We start from the raw sequence: 17,450 nt of genomic DNA, 5'->3' as shown, positions 1-17,450 counted from the left end.
ACATGCCCCACCCTGCCGTTACGCTGTTAGCCGCCTCTTTCCTGAGCCTGCCCCTTCTGGCTGCAGGAAAATCCGCGCCGCCAAACATCGTCGTTTTCATTTCGGATGATCACAGCATGCTCGATTCCGAGCCGTATGGCTCGAAGGACATTCGTACGCCGAACATGGCGAAACTGGCGGGAGAGGGAATGAAGTTTACGCATGCATTTGTAGCTTCGCCCGCCTGCGGTCCCAGCCGGACCACGCTGTGCACAGGCCTGTGGCCGGCCCGCAACGGCGCGGAGCCGAACCACAAGGCGAAGAACCCGGAGGTGAAATCCCTGCCACCCGTGCTTCACGCGCTGGGCTATGAAGTCGCCGCCTTTGGCAAGGTGGCCCATGGAAACTACGGCAAGGATCACGGCTTTGATGTGCTGGGCGGAAACCAGATAGGTGATGTGGACACAGTGGAGGTCGGGAAATTTCTCTCAACGCGCGATGCCTCCAAGCCGCTGTGCCTCTTCTTTGGCACTCATCATCCGCACGTGCCGTGGGGCGAGAACTCAGGGTATGATGCGGCCGCTTTGAAGCTGCCGCCCAAGCATGTGGACACGGCCGCGACGCGTGAACAGCGCGCCCGCTACTGCTCAGACATCACGCGCGCCGACACGCTGCTGGGTGAACTGCGTGCACTGGCCAGGGACAAGGTGCCGGGAGACACGCTCTTCATCTACACCGCAGATCACGGCGGGCAGTGGCCCTTTGGGAAATGGAATCTGTACGATGCGGGCATTCGCATCCCGTTCATCGCAGCATGGCCAGGGCATCTCGCTCCCGCTTCCACCAATGATGCCATGATCGCCTGGCCGGATCTCATACCCACCTTTGTCGAGCTCGGTGGCGGCATGGTGCCCGAGGGCATCGATGGCAAGTCGTTCGCGGGTGTGCTGCTGGGCAAAGCCACGGCACACCGGGAACAAATCTTCACCACGCACAGCGGCGATGGCGACTTCAACGTCTATCCCATCCGCAGTGTGCGCACGCGGGACTGGAAGTACATCCGCAATCTGCACCCCGAGTTTCAGCACCACACCCACATCTCGCGCTCCAGCAATGTGAGCAGCGGACTCAACTACTGGCAGAGCTGGCTGACTGCTGCAGAATCCAGCCCGGCTGCTGCTGCCATGGTGAAAAACTATTCGGTGCGTCCGGCGGAGGAGCTCTATGATTTGAAGAGTGATCCTGCTGAGTTGCACAACCTTGCCGCAGATCCCGCGCAGGCAGAGCGCCTCCGGCAAATGCGCGCTGATGTGGATGCCTGGATGCAGCAGCAGGGCGACAAACAAACCGTCTTTGGCAAACCGCTCCTCCTCGGCGAGCCGGTGACGATGGTCGATCCCGGTGCCGGCAAAAAGAAGAAGGCCAAATGACAGCTCATTTTTATTCTCCTCCCATGAAAACCCTTACACTTCTATTTTCATCGCTGTTGCTCACGGTTTCGGCATTTGCCGCCGGGAAGCAGCCGAACATCGTGTTTTTCTTGATCGACGACCTCGGCTACGCCGACTGCGGCTTCAATGGCGGCAAGGAGATCCACACGCCAAATATCGACAAACTTGCGGCCGGAGGCACGGTGCTGGAATCTCTTTACGTGCAGCCGGTCTGCTCGCCCACGCGTGCCGCATTGATGACCGGGCGCTACGCCACACACACGGGCGTGTACACCATCGTGCGCCCCCATGCCACCTGGGGCCTGCCACTGACCGAGCGCACGCTGGCCAATGCGCTGCATGATGCAGGCTACGCCACCTCGATCATCGGCAAATGGCACCTCGGTGAATATGAGCCCGCCTACCTGCCCACCGCGCGCGGTTTTGACCACCACTACGGCCACTACTTTGGCATGCTGGACTATTTTACTCACCTGCGCGGCCAGGACCTGGACTGGTACCGCGATGGCCAGCAGATCAAAGAGGAAGGCTACACGACGCATCTGCTCGCGAAGGAGGCCTGCCGCACCATCACGGAGAAGGACAAGACGAAGCCGCTCTTTCTCTACGTGCCGTTCAATGGAGTGCACGGCCCTCTGGAAGTGCCGGATGAGTACCTCAAGCCCTACGGTGCTCTGACGGGCGGACGGCAGAAGCTCGCCGGCATGCTGGCGGCAGTGGACGAAGCGATCGGCCAAATCGTCACAGCAGTGGAAAGCAGCGGCGAGCGTGAGAACACGCTCATCATTTTCTCCACTGACAACGGCGGCCCGCCTCCCGGCAGCAATGGGCCGCTGCGCGCCTTCAAAGGCAGCATCTATGAGGGCGGCGTACGTGGATGCGCCTTTGCCAACTGGCCGGGACATATCCCCGAAGGCAGGCGCCTCAAGGAACCCATGCACACGGTGGACTGGTACCCGACTCTGGTGAAACTGGCCGGTGGCTCGCTGGAGCAGAAGACGCCGCTGGATGGCAAGGATGTGTGGCCGATGCTCACGCAAGGAGCCGCCTCTCCCCACGATGCCATCCTCTGCGTTCAGTCTCCCACGGTGGCTGCACTCCGCATGGGTGACTGGAAACTCGTCATGAACGGCAGCGATGCCGACAGCGAAAACGCCCCCGAAGGCGCCGCCAAGGGGCAGGGAAAAGGGAAGGGCAAAAAAGGCAAGGCCGGGAGCACCGCGGATGCCGCCACAGAAGCCCAGTTCGGCGAAACCCTCGCTCTTTACAATCTGGCCACCGACATCGGCGAAAAGAAAAATCTCGCGCTCGCACAGCCGGAACGCGTGGCGGCCATGCGCGCACGGCTGACGGAGTTCCTCAAGGACGCCGCCAAGCCCGGCCAGCTGGGACAGGAATCGAACGCCTTGATCGAGCAGCCGAAGAAAAAGAAGGGCCAGCAATAAGCGGGTCAAGGGGGTTGCTCATCGCCGAGCCCCTCGCCGGGGGGCAGCGGCTGACTTGCGGAATCCGACACATCCTTTGCCGGTATTTCGAGCTGGGTGCGAGCGTTTAACCACGATTCGCCACCATGAAACGCCTCCTTCTTCTTCCCTTCCTGTTTGCCTCCCTGGCTCCTGCTCAGGATGGCTTTAAACCGCTCTTCAACGGCAAAGACCTCACTGGCTGGGATGGGAACCCGGAGCTGTGGAGCGTGGAGGATGGGTGCATCATGGGCAGGACGACCGGCCCGGAACAGCTTAAGTACAACCAGTTTCTCATCTGGCGCGGCGGGAAGGTGAAGAACTTTGAGCTGCGGGTGAAGGTGAAGCAGGCCGGCAATAACACGGGTATTCAGTATCGCAGCCGCGAGTTCCCTGAAACGGGAAAATGGTCCGTGGGCGGTTATCAGTGTGACATCCATCCCTCCGCCCCCAACAATGCGATGGTGTACGGAGAAAAATGGGGCGGCATTCTGGTGCAAAACGGGCAGAAGGTGGTGATTGATCCCGAAGGTGCGAAGTGGCTGACGGGCACGCATGAGCCGGTGAAGGTGGACATCGCGGAATGGCACGAATACACGATCGTGGCGCAGGGGAATCATCTGGTGCACAAAATTGATGGGCAGGAGACGATTGATCTGACGGATTTTGGCGCGAAGACGCAGCTGCTTGAGGGCATCCTCGCGTTTCAGATTCACCGCGGCCCAGCGATGAAGGTGCAGATCAAGGACGTGATGCTCAAAGAGCTGGCGGAGGGCGGCGTGGCGGCTTTTGACAAGAATTTGATCGCGAATGCCAAGCCGGTGGAAGCAAAGGCCAAAGCCAAGACGCAGCCGAAAGCCGAAGCAAACACGCCCGCGGCTGCGACGGATGCCGCCGCGAATGAAGAGTGGAAATGGCTCTGGAGCGATGCGGCGGCGGCCAAAGAAGCGGCAAGGCTGAAAAAGGAATTCGACCTCGGTGAAGCCGCTATTAAGAGCGCGACTCTGCGTGTGAGCTGCGACAATGGTGCGCAGGTTTTCCTCAATGGCGAGCTGGTGCTGACCAATCCTGACTGGCAGCGGCCCACGCAGGCGGATGTAACGAAGAAGCTGAAAAGCGGGATGAATGAACTGCGCGCCGAAGCTACGAACAAAGGCAGTGCGGCGGGTTTTCTGGCGGTGCTGAGTGTGACGTTTGCCGATGGCAAGGAGCGCAGCATCTTCACGGATGCCTCCTGGCTGGCAGCGGCGCCAAATACAAATGAGTGGAAACCGGCGAAGGTGGTGAACACCTACGGCAAAAAGCCGTATGGCGAGATCTTCAGCAAAGACCGGGTGAAGAGCGCCGCTGCGACTTCGGATGAAGTCATCGCGCCTGCGGACATCAAGGCGCTGCCGGGCTTTAAAGTGGAACTGATCCACAAGGTCTCAAAGACGGATGAAGGCTCATGGGTGGGGATGACGGTGGATGACAAAGGGCGCCTCCTGGCCACGGACCAGTATGGCGGCCTCTTCCGCATCACCCCGCCGCCGGTGGGCAGCGGCGACAAGGCTCAGGTGGAGAAACTCAGCGCGGAGATCAACGGTGCGCACGGTTTGCTGTATGCCTTCGACAACCTGTATGCGCTGGTGAATGAGAAGCCGAATGTCGCTGGCCTCTACCGCCTGCGCGATACGAAGGGCACGGGCCAGTTTGATGAGAAGACGCTGCTGCGCGAAATCAAAGGGCAGGGCGAACATGGGAACCACAGCATCACGCTTTCGCCGGATGGGAAGAGCCTCTACCTCTCCTGCGGCAACGGCACGGTGCAGCCGCAGATCGAGCACACGCGCGGCTCGCGGCCCTTTGCGGATGACCAGATCGTGCCACGCACGAGCAAGGGCGCGGAGTTTTCTGACACGGAGCCGCAGGCCTTCACCCTCAAGGTGTCGCCCGACGGGAAACGCTTTGAGATGATCGCCGACGGCATGCGCAATCACTTCGACAGTGCCTTTAATGCGCTGGGCGATCTTTTTACCTATGACAGCGACATGGAGTGGGATGCGGGCACGCCGTGGTACCGGCCCACGCGCATCTACCACGTGGTGAGCGGGGGCGACTACGGCTTTCGCGAGTCCTCCGGCAAGCTGCTCGGCTACTGCCCGGACATCGTGCCGCCGCTGGTCGAAGTGGGGCCGGGCTGCCCGACGGGCGTGGTGTCCGGGCTGGGCGCGGCGTTTCCTGCGAAGTATCAGCACGCCATCTATGCCTGCGACTGGACCTACGGCACGCTGTATGCCGTGCACCTGACGCCGAAGGGCGCGGGCTATGAGGCAAAGCTGGAGGAGTTCATCTACGGCAAGCCTCTGCCGCTGACGGATGCCGTCATCGGCAAAGATGGCGCGATGTATTTCGCCATCGGCGGACGCCGCACGCAGTCGGCGCTGTATCGCGTGACTTATGAAGGCAAGCAAAGCACCGCACCCGCCGCCGCACCGGCTGAAACGCCTGAGCACAAGCTGCGCGTGGAGCTGGAGCGCCTGCACGAAGAAGGGACCGGCCCCGAAGCGATCGACAAAGCATGGCCGCATCTCGGTCATGCGGACCGCCTGGTACGCTATGCTGCGCGCGTGGCCATCGAGCGCCAGCCCGCGAAGCTCTGGGCCGCACGTGCGCTGAAACAAACGGAAGCCTGGGCGGTGATCGAAAGCGGGCTCGCGCTGGCCCGGTTTGGCGGCAAGGAAAACCAGGCTGCGCTGCTGAGTATGCTCAATGCGCAGGATTTTGGAAAACTCGATGCCGCGCAGCAGCTCGCGCTGGTGCGCGTGTATCAGGTGGCGGTGGCCCGCAGCGGCCTGCCCGAGGGTGATGTGCTGGCGCAAACCGTCGCACGGCTGGATGCGGTGTTTCCCGCCAAGACGAACGACCTCAACCGAGAGCTCTCGCGCACGCTTGCCGCGCTGGGTTCCAAGGAGGTCGTGGCGAAGACCGTGAAACTCATGCGCAGCGCAAAGGATGATCCCGTCTCCTGGCTCTCGGTGGAGCGCATGGCGCGCAATGACCGCTACGGCCCGAACTTTTTGCGCAGCGGAGAGGCGAGGCCGAATCAGCAGCAGATCGCGTATGCGTATGGGATTCGCTTTGCCAAGGAAGGCTGGACACCGGTGCTGCGGCAGGAGTTTTTCTCGTGGTTTGCCAGCACCGGCCCATGGCTGGGCGGCAATCAGTTTCGCGGCTTTATCGACACCATCCGCAGCGACGCGCTGGCCTCCGTGCCGGATGTGAAGGAGCGGGCGAAGCTGGCCATCGTCGCCGCGCCGAAGATTCAAAACAAGGCACCCGCAGTCATCAATCCACCGAAGGGACCGGGTAAAAACTACAGCGTGGATGAAGTGGTGGCCTTTGCGAAGAACCTGCAGCGGGAGCGCAACTTTGAGCGTGGTCATGAGCTCTTCATCGCTGCGGCGTGCCAGGCCTGTCACCGTCTGGGTGCGGAGGGCGGTGGTGTGGGTCCGGATCTCACGGGCGCGGGGAACCGCTACACCCTGCGCGATCTGATGGAGAACATCGTGGATCCCAGCAAGGTGATCTCCGACCAGTATGAGAGCAGCATCATCACGCTGAAAAACGGCAGCACCGTGGTGGGGCGCATCACGGGCGAAGAGGGTGGCATCCTTCAAGTGGCCACCAATCCTGCCGCACCAGGCCAGATCACCGAAGTGCGGAGCGCAGAGGTGCAGAGCCGCAAGGTGTCCCCCGTTTCCCTCATGCCGCCCGGCCTAATCAACAGCATGAACCAAGACGAGGTGGCGGACCTCATCGCCTACATCCTGTCTGGCGGAGACAAACGGAACAAGATGTTCAAGAAGTGAATTCCACTCAAAGCCCTGCATGAAAGCACTCTTTATCACCCTTTCCTTGCTGCTGCTTCATACAGCCTCAGCCGCTGAAAAGCCGAACATCATTGTCTTCTACACCGATGACCACGGCTACGCCGACCTGGGCATCCGAGGTGTGGAAAAAGATGTGAAGACACCGCACATCGACGCGCTGGCTCGCAGCGGTGTCATCGCCAAGCATGGCTACAGCACCGCACCGCAGTGTGTGCCGTCGCGCGGCGGACTGATGGTGGGGAAATTCCAAGGACGCTTCAACCTGGACAACAACGGTTCCGCGCTGGACGGTTTTAACAAGGAGACCACCATCGCCACGCGACTGAAGCGCGCTGGGTATGTGACGGCGCAGTTTGGCAAATGGCACCTGGGGCCCACGAGCGAGATCACCAAGCACGGTTTCACCCATGCCTACTCGCAGCACGGGCAGCAGAAATTTACCGCCAACATCACGGTGGATGGCAAGGACCAGCCGATGAGCGAGATGAAGCCGGAGCTTTACCATGTGGACGGCTGCACGCGGGCCGCCGCGGCGATCGTCACACGCTACAAGGAGCAGCCGTTTTTTCTATACGTCGCCCTGCGCGCGCCGCATACGCCGCTGGATGCACCGCAGTCGTACAAGGACCGCTTTCCCGGTCCGATGCCGGAGCGCCGCCGTGCCGCACTGGGCATGCTGGCCGCCGTGGACGAAGGCGTGGGCCTGATCACGGACACACTGAAGCAGCACGGGCTGACTGAAAAGACGCTGATCTTTCTCATCGGCGACAACGGGGCACCGCTGAAAATTCACAAAACCGACTCGCCGCTGGATGGCGATGCGGGCGGCTGGGATGGCAGTCTGAACACGCCGCTGAATGGTGAGAAGGGCATGCTGAGCGAAGGCGGCATGCATGTGCCCTTTCTCATTGCATGGCCGGGGACGATCCCGGGCGGGCAGACGTATGAGCATGCGGTGAGCGCGCTGGATGTCGCGGCCACGGCGGCGGCGCTGGCGGAGGTGTCCGTCAAACCCGGAGATCTCGATGGCGTGAATCTCCTTCCGTATCTCAAGGGTGAAAACACGCGCCCCCCGCATGAGGCGCTGATGTGGCGCTGGATGGCGCAGAGCGCCATCCGTGAGGGAAACTGGAAACTGCTGCGCGGGGGCGAGCGTGAGTATCTTTACGATCTCTCCACCGACCTGGAAGAAAAGCACAGCCTGGCCTCGCAGCATCCTGAAATCGCGACACGGCTGCGTGGCAAACTCACCGCGTGGTGCGCGGAGCTGAATCCACCGGGCCTCGCACTTGGGCCCATGGCTCCGGTGTGGAATGACTATTTTGACTTTTACCTCGAAGGAAAGCCTGCGCCGAAACCCGAGGCCAAAGCCGACCAACCCGACACCAAAGCCACACGCGGCTGGCTGGCGCGTGGAGGCAGCCTCGTCAACCAAAACGGAGTGCTCGTGCTCACGCCGGACAAGGCTGGCAAAGGCACCTTCATCACCCACAGCCAGATCAAGCTGCCAGCGCCTGCCACCGCCAAAATCGTCTTTAAAACGGCCGCTTCCGGCCAGGGTGCCATCGCGTGGCGCATGGATGGAGACAAAGACTTTCTCCCTGCGAACCGCGTGCCGTTTGAAGTGAAGGCTGGCGGTGAATGGCAGACGCAGGAAGTGGCGATTCCGGCCAAGGGGCGTGTCATCCATGTGCGTGTGCATCTGCCCCCTGGTGCGGCGGAGTTTCGCACGCTGGACTTCAAACCTGCCAACTGATGAAAAGACTCTGCTCCCTGATCTTTCTTTGCATCCTGGGCGATTCGTCCCTCGCGGCGCAGCCCAATGTTCTCCACATTCTCGCGGACGACATGGGATGGAACGCCCTGAGCTGCTATGGCAACAAGGATGTCGCCACGCCGAACCTGGACCGTCTTGCAGCACAAGGCATGCGCTTTACTGCTGCGTATGCGGATGCGCAGTGCTCGCCGACCCGCGCGGCCTTTTTGTCCGGTCAATACGGAGCACGCACGGGCGTGTTCAAGGTGCTCAATGAGAAAGAGCCCTCAAGGGCACCGATGCTGTCTCCCGCAGCCAATGACGCCCTGGCTCCGAAAGTGGCGACGCTGGCGACGACACTGAGAAAGGCGGGCTATGCGACGGGGATCAGCGGAAAGTGGCACATCGCCAACAATGCCTCCGTGGCCCCGCTGAGGAAACGCGACGGGGGCGGATACTTCGACGCCTACGGCTTTGATTTTGCCGGTCCGGCAAATGGAGCGGAGCATCACGAAGACAAAACTGTGACGTCTATCACCGATGACATCATTCATTTCGTGGAAATGAACAAAGACAGACCATGGTTTGCCTTTGTCTCTCACTTCAGCCCACACACGCCGCTGGAAGCGCCGGAGGCTCTGATCGCAAAGCATGTGGCTCGCGGCTATCAGCGTGCTGCGACGAACGAAGGCCGCGCCACCGAGCGGCCCATCGCAAACTATCTCGCCATGCTGGAGCATCTCGACAACCAGGTGGGCCGCCTGCTCGCAAAACTCGACGAACTCGGGCTTCGTGAACGCACGGCCGTGGTGTTCACCAGCGACAACGGAGGGCTCTCGCGTGTGACCAAAAACGCCCCGCTGCGCGAAGGCAAGGGCTCGCCGTATGAAGGCGGCATCCGCGTGCCGCTCATCGTGCGCTGGCCGGGAAAGGTGAAAGAGGGAAGCACATCCGACGTGCCGGTGCATGCCGTCGATTTTTATCCCACCTATGCGGCGCTCGCAGGAGCCACGCCCCCGGCACAGCATGTGCTCGATGGCGAGAACCTGCTGCCACTACTGGAGCAAAGCGGCGCCCTTCAACGCACCGCGCTGCACTGGCATATGCCCACCTACACCACCAACTATGGCCGCACGCCCTGCGCCGTCATCCGTGAGGGCGATTGGAAGCTCATTCATTGGTTTGGCGACTATCTGGAGACGACGGGATTCACCCCGGACGACAAGCCTTATGGCAAGCTCGTCATCGGTCCGCGCACTGAACTCTACAACATGCGCGAAGACCTCAGCGAGGCGCACGATCTCGCCGCCGAGCGTCCCAAAAAAGCCGCGCACCTGATCAAAGCGCTGAATGCCTGGCTGGAACGGACGGGCGCCAGGCTGCCAACCCAAAATCCTGGCTTCGATGAAAAGCGGTGGTGGACGAGTGCCGAGGAGGAAAAGAAGGCCTCAGGCGACTGAACCACTTCGCATGTTGATCCTGCCCCCTATTTGCTATGATTCGAATTCTCTGCTCCTTCTTAGTCGCTCGTGTGAAGCTGGTCTCGTGTGTGCTTTTGACGGCAGGAATGGTCATGGCTGCTGATGCGCAGCCAGCCGTGAGCCTCTGCCAGATCGAAGGTGTCTGGTGGTTTCGCTCTCAGGCGGGAGAAACGTTCTTGTCCATCGGTGCCAACCATGTCGAGCCGGTTTACTGGCAGAGTCCGCGCAATACGAGCTTCGTTCGCGCCACTTATGGAGGAGAGATTTTCCGTGGAGACGGCTCGTATGACGATGAATCCGCGGCGGTGAAAAAGTGGGCCTCGCGCGTGGCGGCGAACTTCAAGGCATGGAGTTTCAACACGCTGGGGTTTCACAACCCGCTCTCCAGAAGCCTGCAGGAGGCAGTCGGCGGCTACTACGTGTGCCATCTGCCAGTCGAAGTGCCGTGGGGCTGGAACATGAAGCGCGCGGAACTGGTGCGCCAGTTTGCGAAGCGGCCGACGGATGTGTTTGACGACCGTTTCCTCGTGGAGCTTGCCGCGGTGGCTGACAAGCTTGTGAAACCGCGTGCGCAAGATCCTAGACTGCTCGGCTACGCTTATACCGACGGCCCGCCATGGACGGTGGATGATGAAGAAGGAAGTCCGGCTTATGCGAAGCTCTCTCCTGCGCAAAAGAGGCTGCACCCATGGGTGCATGCCCTGATGTTACAACCGGCCACAGCCGCGGGCAAGCAGGCGTGGATCTCCCTGCTGCAAAAGCGCCACGCCGACCCGGCCAAGGCGGCTGCAGTGTATGCGCTCAAAGCCACAAGCTGGGATGAGATCGCCGCCTGCACGCAATGGGTCGAGCTGGGAAATCCCGATGCCGCTGCCGCCGACAGCCGCGCTTTTCTCTCCGCCCTCATGCACCGCTGGTATGAGGAGCGTGCCCGAAGCATTCGCAAACACGACGCGCACCATCTCATTCTGGGTGACAAGCTGAACATGAACCGTGATCGCAAACATCCTGCGGAACGGAAGGAAAGCCTCCGGCAGATGCATGGCTTTGTGGATGTCATTAGCGTGCAGTATTACGCCCCTGCCGACGAGCAGGTGGCCACGCTCGCCAGCGTGCATCAGGAGAGCGGCCTGCCCATCATCAACGGGGACACGACCTGCAAGCCCATCTGGCCGGACAGCGCTATGAATGGCGGGAACCCGGAGTTTTATCAGGCGCTCGGCCAGACCTACGATGAGACTCTGACCAAGTTATTTGCGCAGCCGTGGTTCATCGGCTGGCATCACTGCGGCTACGTGCGTGGTCTGCGCCAGCCTTATCTGGCCGCCCTGAAGAAAGGAGACGCCAGGGAAATCTCATCCTACGAGCAGCGCGGCACTCTCTACCGCGAGGGTTTTATCAGCGACCACGAGGAGCCCATTGATCCGATTCTCACGCCGCTCAAAGCTGCCATCGCCAAATGTGATGAGCTGCACAAGAAAAGCGGGGGCACAAAGCCGTAAACGAAAGCCAAACTCCACAGCCGCCAATGATGCGCTCTTTTATACTCTTCCTGGCACTGCTCGGCGCGCCTGTGCTGCACGCAGCGCGTCCCAATGTGCTGTTCATCATTGTCGATGATCTGACGACCACCCTTTCATGCCATGGCAACACGAGCGTGCACACTCCAGCCATGGATGCGCTGGCGGCGCGTGGTGTGCGGTTTGAGCATGCCTACACGCAGTTTGCCCTGTGCAACCCTTCACGCTGCTCCTTTCTGACGGGCTGCTATCCGGAGAAAACGGGCGTGATGGATCTCACGACCAGCCTGAGAAAGGCGCTGCCTGAGGTGGTGACGCTGCCGCAGTATTTCAAGGATCATGGCTATGCCACGGGGCGAATCGGAAAAGTCTTCCATGTGGCCGACCCCAAGACGAAGCTCGATGTGGAACTGCGCACCGCGCTGCACAAGGACACCGAAAATTTCGTCGAAGCCAAGGCGGCGAACGATCCTGGTGACAAGCCGCACGGCACCACCAAGGGAGAGGGCTACAACCGCGCCTACGCTGCCTCGGCACGACCGGCGGCTGACTTTACCGACTATCAGATCGCCGATGATGCCATCGCCACGCTGGATGCTTTTAAAGAGAAAACCTTCTTTCTGGCAGTGGGCTTCATCCGGCCGCACACCCCGTATGTGGCGCCAAGGGCGTTCTTTGAAGCCATCGACAAAAACCGGCTCAGCCTGCCGCCGTTTTATCGTGAGGGAGGAGAGGTGCTCACGCACCTGCCGCAGTCATCGTTGCGGCCCAACAACAACGTCTTCCGCTACGCAGAGCCCACGCATGACGAAGCCCTTGATGCGCTGCAGGCCTATCTGGCAGCCACGGGTTTTGTGGATTCGCAGATTGGCCGCGTTCTCGCCAGGCTCAATGAGCTGAAGCTCGCAGAGAACACGATCGTCGTGCTCACGGGTGACCACGGCTACCAGTTGGGCGAACATGGCCTGTGGGCAAAGCAGACGCTGTTTGAAGCCGGAACTCACGTGCCGCTCATCATTGCCGCGCCCGGGGTCAAACCGGGAGTGCGCGCGGGACTCGCGGAGCAGGTCGACGTGTATCCGACGCTGTGCGATCTCGCTGGGCTGCCGCGCCCCAAGCACCTGCAGGGCCGCAGCCTGAAACCCGTTATCGATGATCCCGCCGCCAAGGGGCGTCAGATAGCCGTCAGCACCATGGTGGCCACCAACACAAAGCTCATCGGTCACAGTGTGCGCACGGACGCGTTTCGCTACATTGTCTGGGATCAAAACGGCGGCGAGCTTTTGTACGACCTGCGCACCGACCCGGACGAACTACACAACCTCGCTGACCAACCGGCGCAGGCAGAGCGCATGAAGCGCATGCGGGAGCGGCTCACGACGCATTTGAAGAACGTCACCTCGCCATGAAGTCTTTTTTTGCCGTCTTTTTACTCCCGTGCCAGATCATGGCGCAGCAGGCGCTGAGCGAATCCGCCACGCCCGTGCGCGCTGGTGCGCCGTTTTGGAATCAGGAGGCGGTGCAGTTTCAGTTTGCACCTGCGTTTGATTTTAAGGAAGTCGAGGGGGCCAAGTCGTACCGCTTTACACTGACCCCATCATCGGGTGAAAAGCTGGTGTTTGAGGACGCAAAGCCGAATGTGCCGCTTTCTCCGGTATGGACGCGAGTGCCCGTCGGCAAAACGACGCTGAAGGTGGAGGCGCTGGATGCAGGTGGTGCGATTATGGGCGAGGCGATGACGCGCGCGTTTCATCGTGCAGCGGTGTTTCAATCCCGTGAAGCCAAGGTGGACCAGAGCTGGAGTGAGAGCGCGCGGACGGCGCTGGATGCCCTGGTGCATTCGCCAGATCTGCGCTGTTGGTTTACCACGGGCGAGATCGACGAGCAGTTCCATCTCTACCGCTATCCTGCCAAGATCATCGGTGCGGCAGCCTCGGCGCTGGCGGTGTATGCCACGCAGACGCCCGCACCCGCGGATTCTGCTGAAGCACTGCAGGCGGCGAGACGTGCGGCGGACACGCTGCTGGCGCTTTGCGAGCCCGCGGAGTCTGCCTGGGCCTTTCATCCGCCGACGTATCATCCCACCAAGTTCCGCGAGCGGATGCAGGGACACATCAATCCGGCCAACTACATGACCAACTGCGGTGCGGAGGCCGGACGGTACTGTCTGGATGTGCATCAGGCGACCCAGGATGAAAGGTATCTGAAGGCCGCAGTGCGCATCGCCGAGACTTACCAGAAACAGCAGCGCGAGGACGGCAGCTGGCTGCTTTTTGTGACACCGAAGGACGGCAGTGCGGCCACGGACAATGTGCTGGTGCCCACGCTGGTCGTCGAGTTCCTCGATCATCTTGCCCATACAACGAAGGAGCGGCGCTTTGATGCCATGCGTGATAAAGCCGTGGCGTGGATCATGCGCAACCCCGTGCGCACCTGGAACTGGCAGGGGCAGTTTGAGGATGTAAAACCGCTGCCACCATACGAGAACCTGACCAAGCATGAGGCCTGCGATTTCGCCATTCACCTGCTCAACCAGACCAAGGTGTCACCGGTGGAAAAGACTCTCTCGCTCGATCTGCTGCGCTTTGCGGAGGATCAATTTGTCATGTGGGATCAGCCGCCTGAAACTCGTCCTGGCGGACAGAACGACGACGGCCAGGCCACGGCAAAATCAAAAAGCTGGCTGCTGCCCTGCGTGCTGGAGCAGTACCGCTGCTATGCCCCTGTCTGTGCCAGCTCTGCCAAACTGATCCGCACCTACCTCGCGGCGTATCGCGTGACTGGAGACCGGCTGCATCTGCAAAAGGCACGGGCGCTGGCGGGCACTCTCGTGCGCAGCCAGCAGAACAAGAAGGCACCGGGGCGCTATCTCACCTGGCTCATGAAATCCGGCGGGCCCACGATGTGGTTTAACTGTGAGCTCATGGCCGTGCGTGCCATGCAGGAGCTGCAGCAGGAGGATGCCGCAGCGCCCTGAGCTGCTAGATTTGAACCGCCGCCCCGCGCTTGCTGAAAAATCACTGTCACCGCTTCATTAAACACACCGTCATGCTTCGCCTTCTAGCCTGTCTTCTCGCGCTATCCACGCCGCTGTTTGCGGCACATCCGAATGTCATCATCATTCTGGCGGATGATCTCGGCTGGAGCGACACGACGCTGTATGGCACGACAAAGTTTTACCAGACGCCGAACGTGGAGCGGCTGGCGAAGCGTGGCATGACCTTCACGCGGGCGTATTCGGCCAGCCCGCTGTGCTCGCCCACGCGCTCCGCCATTCTCACGGGGCTAAGCCCTGCCCGCACGGGCATCACCGTGCCGAACTGCCACATGCCACAGGTGGTGCTGGAAGCGACGCTTCCAAAAAAATCAGCAGCAGACCAAAAGGCGATCCAGCCCACGCCGCCAACGCGTCTGAAGACCGAATATCGCACGCTGGCAGAGACGCTGCACGATGCAGGCTATGCCACGGGCCATTTTGGCAAATGGCATCTGGGCCCCGAGCCCTACTCACCGCTGCAGCAGGGCTTTGATATGGATGTGCCGCACCATCCAGGGCCCGGACCTGCGGGCAGCTACGTGGCACCGTGGAAGTTTGCCGATTTTGACGCTGACCCGGACGTGCCGGACCAGCATATCGAGGACCGCATGGCCAAGGAGGCCGTGGCCTTCATGGAGAAGCACAAAGACCGGCCGTTTTACATGAACTACTGGATGTTCAGCGTGCATGCGCCGTTTGATGCGAAGAAGGCGCTGATCGAGAAACATCGCGCGCGTGTGAATCCCGCTGATCCGCAGCACAGCCCCACGTATGCAGCCATGGTGGAGAGCATGGACGATGCCATCGGCACGCTGCTGGATGCGCTGGACCGGCTCAAGATCGCGGACAACACGATCATCATTTTCACCGCGGACAACGGTGGCAACATGTATGACAAGGTGGACGGCACCACGCCCACCAGCAATGCGCCGCTGCGTGGGGGCAAAGCCTGCCTGTTTGAGGGAGGCACGCGCGTACCGGGTGTGATCGTCTGGCCGGGTCTTGCCAAGGCGGGAGCACGCAGCGATGCGCTGATCCAGAGCGAGGACTACTACCCCACGCTGCTCGAAGCTCTCGCCATCCAGCCTGCGGAGGGACAGATCTTTGACGGCCACAGCATTCTGCCCGCGCTGAAAGGTGGCGATCTGCCTGGCAAGGCGGTCTTCCAATACTTCCCGCATACGGCTCCCAATGTGCCGGACTGGCTGCCGCCCGGCGTGTCCGTGCATCGCGGCGACTGGAAGCTTATCCGCCTCTTTCACGGCGGCGAGAATGGCGCGCACCGTCACCTGCTTTTCAATCTGCACGACGATCCCAGCGAGAAGAGCAACCTCGCCGCGCAGAAGCCCGAACTCGTGCAGGAGCTGGACGCGCTGATCGAAACCTTCCTCAAGGATACCCATGCCGTGGTGCCCGTGCCGAATCCGGCCTTTGATCTGAAGCAGTATCACCCGGAGCTCGAAGGCAAGCCGCAGGCCAAAGCGAAAGCCAAGGCCCCCGCCAAGGACGATGGTGACCCCGCACTGCAAGGCTGGAAGGCACGCGACTGCAAGGCCACGGTGAAGGACGGCATCGTGAATGTGACCAACATAGGCTTTGAATGCTTCCTCGGGTTTGCTGCTGGCAAGCACAGCGGGCCGACCACAGCGAAATTCCGCATCAAGGCCAAGGCGGGAACTTCCCACTTTGACTGGCTGCCCACCGGTGGCAAAGGGCAGCGCGCAGTCTTCACACTGAAGGGTGGCGGCTGGGAAGAAATCAGCGTGGAGATTCCTGCCACCGGACCGCTGGGCATCGCTCGGCTTTACCTGCCCATGCAGGAGAAGCCGGTGGAGATCGACTGGATCGAGGTGCGCTCGGAAAACGGCGCGAAGGTCACGCGGACGGAGTTTTGAGGCTGAGAACGCTGGCTAGAGCATATTAAAAAATACTATAGCCACAAGAGGCAAACCAACCCATGGCGTTTTTGGCCGTGATTTTTGAGAACGCCATGGTGATGGCTTCATCAAGCTGCGCGGGCGTGCGTGCCTCCGCGCTGCGCAACAGCCCCTTGATCTTGCTCCACATCTTCTCAATCGGGTTGAGATCCGGTGAGTAAGCGGGCAGGAACCGCACTTCAGCGCCAACCGCCCTCACCAGCTCCAAAACTACGGGACTTTTGTGCACCGCGAGGTTGTCCATCACAACGATGTCGCCCTGCCGCAACGTTGGGCAGAGCACCTGGCCGACGTAAGCCACGAAGGCGGCGGTGTCGGCCGCTCCAGAGAGGTGCATGCAAGCCGTGGTGCCATCGAGACGGATGGAGGAGATCATGGTGGTGCTCTGCCACCGGCCACACGGCGCTGCTGCATGCAGCCGATGACCGCGCGGAGCTCTGCCACGCAGGCGGGTCATGTTGGTCTTGGCACCGCTCTCGTCGAGAAAGACCAGCCGCCAAGGCTCTAGCCCGCCTTGCTTGCGCTTCCAGAGGCGGCGCGCTTTGCGGACGTCTTCGCGTTCTTGTTCGGCAGCGCGGAGCGTCTTTTTTTATATGTCAGCCCCATGTCCACGAGCACGTAGTGGATCGCAGGCAGGGTGCACTCCAGCCCCAATGCATCACGCAGTTCGGCCAGTGTCATGTCGGGCTTGCCCTTGAGATGCTGCCGAATGGCCATGCGGTGTGCGGCCACAATGAGCTTTTTGCGCCCGGCAAGGTGATGCCGTGGCTTGATGCATCCGGTGTGGCGCCGCTGCTGCAGGAGCTTTTTGACCATGCCAAGGGAGACCTGAAAGCGGTGCGCAATCTCATCGCGGCTGCCTTCGCCTTTGTCATAAGAACTCAGGATGCGTTCACGCAAATCAAGGGAGAGTGTGGCCATGTGCCTTCATAGCATGCAATCGCCACTACGGCT

Annotated in this window: 10 protein-coding genes and 1 pseudogene; 9 read left to right on the top strand and 2 right to left on the bottom strand. The window is 61.0% G+C overall.

All coding sequences use genetic code 11. The annotated features are described in order from the left end of the window. The first annotated feature begins 2 nt into the window (after window positions 1-2). From ACILSO_RS24695 to ACILSO_RS24655, 9 genes are all read left to right on the top strand, one after another. Window positions 3-1,409, top strand: coding sequence for a sulfatase (locus tag ACILSO_RS24695; protein WP_395740146.1), 1,407 nt, complete (start codon window positions 3-5; stop codon window positions 1,407-1,409). Window positions 1,410-1,432: 23 nt separating this feature from the next. Beyond that, a complete protein-coding gene (locus ACILSO_RS24690) occupies window positions 1,433-2,875 on the top strand; it encodes a sulfatase-like hydrolase/transferase (RefSeq protein WP_395740145.1) in 1,443 nt (480 codons plus the stop codon). A 125-nt stretch (window positions 2,876-3,000) separates the two neighbouring features. Next, a complete protein-coding gene (locus ACILSO_RS24685) occupies window positions 3,001-6,744 on the top strand; it encodes a family 16 glycoside hydrolase (protein ID WP_395740144.1) in 3,744 nt (1,247 codons plus the stop codon). A gap of 19 nt (window positions 6,745-6,763) precedes the next feature. Beyond that, the gene (locus ACILSO_RS24680; protein WP_395740143.1) at window positions 6,764-8,521 is read left to right on the top strand and encodes a sulfatase; all 1,758 of its coding nucleotides are present in this window, start codon (window positions 6,764-6,766) and stop codon (window positions 8,519-8,521) included. Next, window positions 8,521-9,981 (top strand): sulfatase, encoded by a 1,461-nt coding sequence (locus tag ACILSO_RS24675; protein ID WP_395740142.1) that lies wholly within the window; start codon window positions 8,521-8,523, stop codon window positions 9,979-9,981. The genes ACILSO_RS24680 and ACILSO_RS24675 overlap by 1 nt, the downstream gene beginning before the upstream one ends. 113 nt (window positions 9,982-10,094) lie before the next feature. Further along, the gene (locus ACILSO_RS24670) at window positions 10,095-11,504 is read left to right on the top strand and encodes a hypothetical protein (protein WP_395740141.1); all 1,410 of its coding nucleotides are present in this window, start codon (window positions 10,095-10,097) and stop codon (window positions 11,502-11,504) included. 26 nt (window positions 11,505-11,530) lie between these two features. Further along, window positions 11,531-12,931 carry a sulfatase gene (locus tag ACILSO_RS24665; RefSeq protein ID WP_395740140.1) on the top strand — a complete coding sequence of 467 codons (1,401 nt, stop codon included), beginning with the start codon at window positions 11,531-11,533 and terminating at the stop codon, window positions 12,929-12,931. Next, window positions 12,928-14,499, top strand: a complete 1,572-nt coding sequence (locus ACILSO_RS24660) for a hypothetical protein (protein ID WP_395740139.1) — start codon at window positions 12,928-12,930, stop codon at window positions 14,497-14,499. Before ACILSO_RS24665 ends, ACILSO_RS24660 begins: the two co-directional genes overlap by 4 nt. Before the next feature lie 71 nt (window positions 14,500-14,570). Beyond that, window positions 14,571-16,454 (top strand): sulfatase, encoded by a 1,884-nt coding sequence (locus ACILSO_RS24655; RefSeq protein WP_395740138.1) that lies wholly within the window; start codon window positions 14,571-14,573, stop codon window positions 16,452-16,454. A 25-nt stretch (window positions 16,455-16,479) separates the two neighbouring features. Here ACILSO_RS24655 and ACILSO_RS24650 read toward each other — a convergent pair. Together ACILSO_RS24650 and ACILSO_RS24645 are read right to left on the bottom strand one after the other, a co-directional pair. After that, window positions 16,480-17,013 (bottom strand): annotated as a pseudogene (locus ACILSO_RS24650) (IS630 family transposase); the annotation flags it as partial. After that, window positions 17,001-17,417: a hypothetical protein gene (locus tag ACILSO_RS24645; protein ID WP_395740137.1), complete on the bottom strand. Its 417-nt coding sequence runs from the start codon at window positions 17,415-17,417 to the stop codon at window positions 17,001-17,003. The pseudogene ACILSO_RS24650 and the gene ACILSO_RS24645, both read right to left, overlap by 13 nt. Window positions 17,418-17,450: the final 33 nt, after the last annotated feature.

The sequence above is a fragment of the Prosthecobacter sp. genome, from assembly GCF_044226605.1.
Classification (GTDB): Bacteria; Verrucomicrobiota; Verrucomicrobiia; order Verrucomicrobiales; family Verrucomicrobiaceae; genus Prosthecobacter.
Note: the sequence above shows the minus strand (reverse complement) of the source record. Positions and strands in the feature narration are given on the sequence as shown.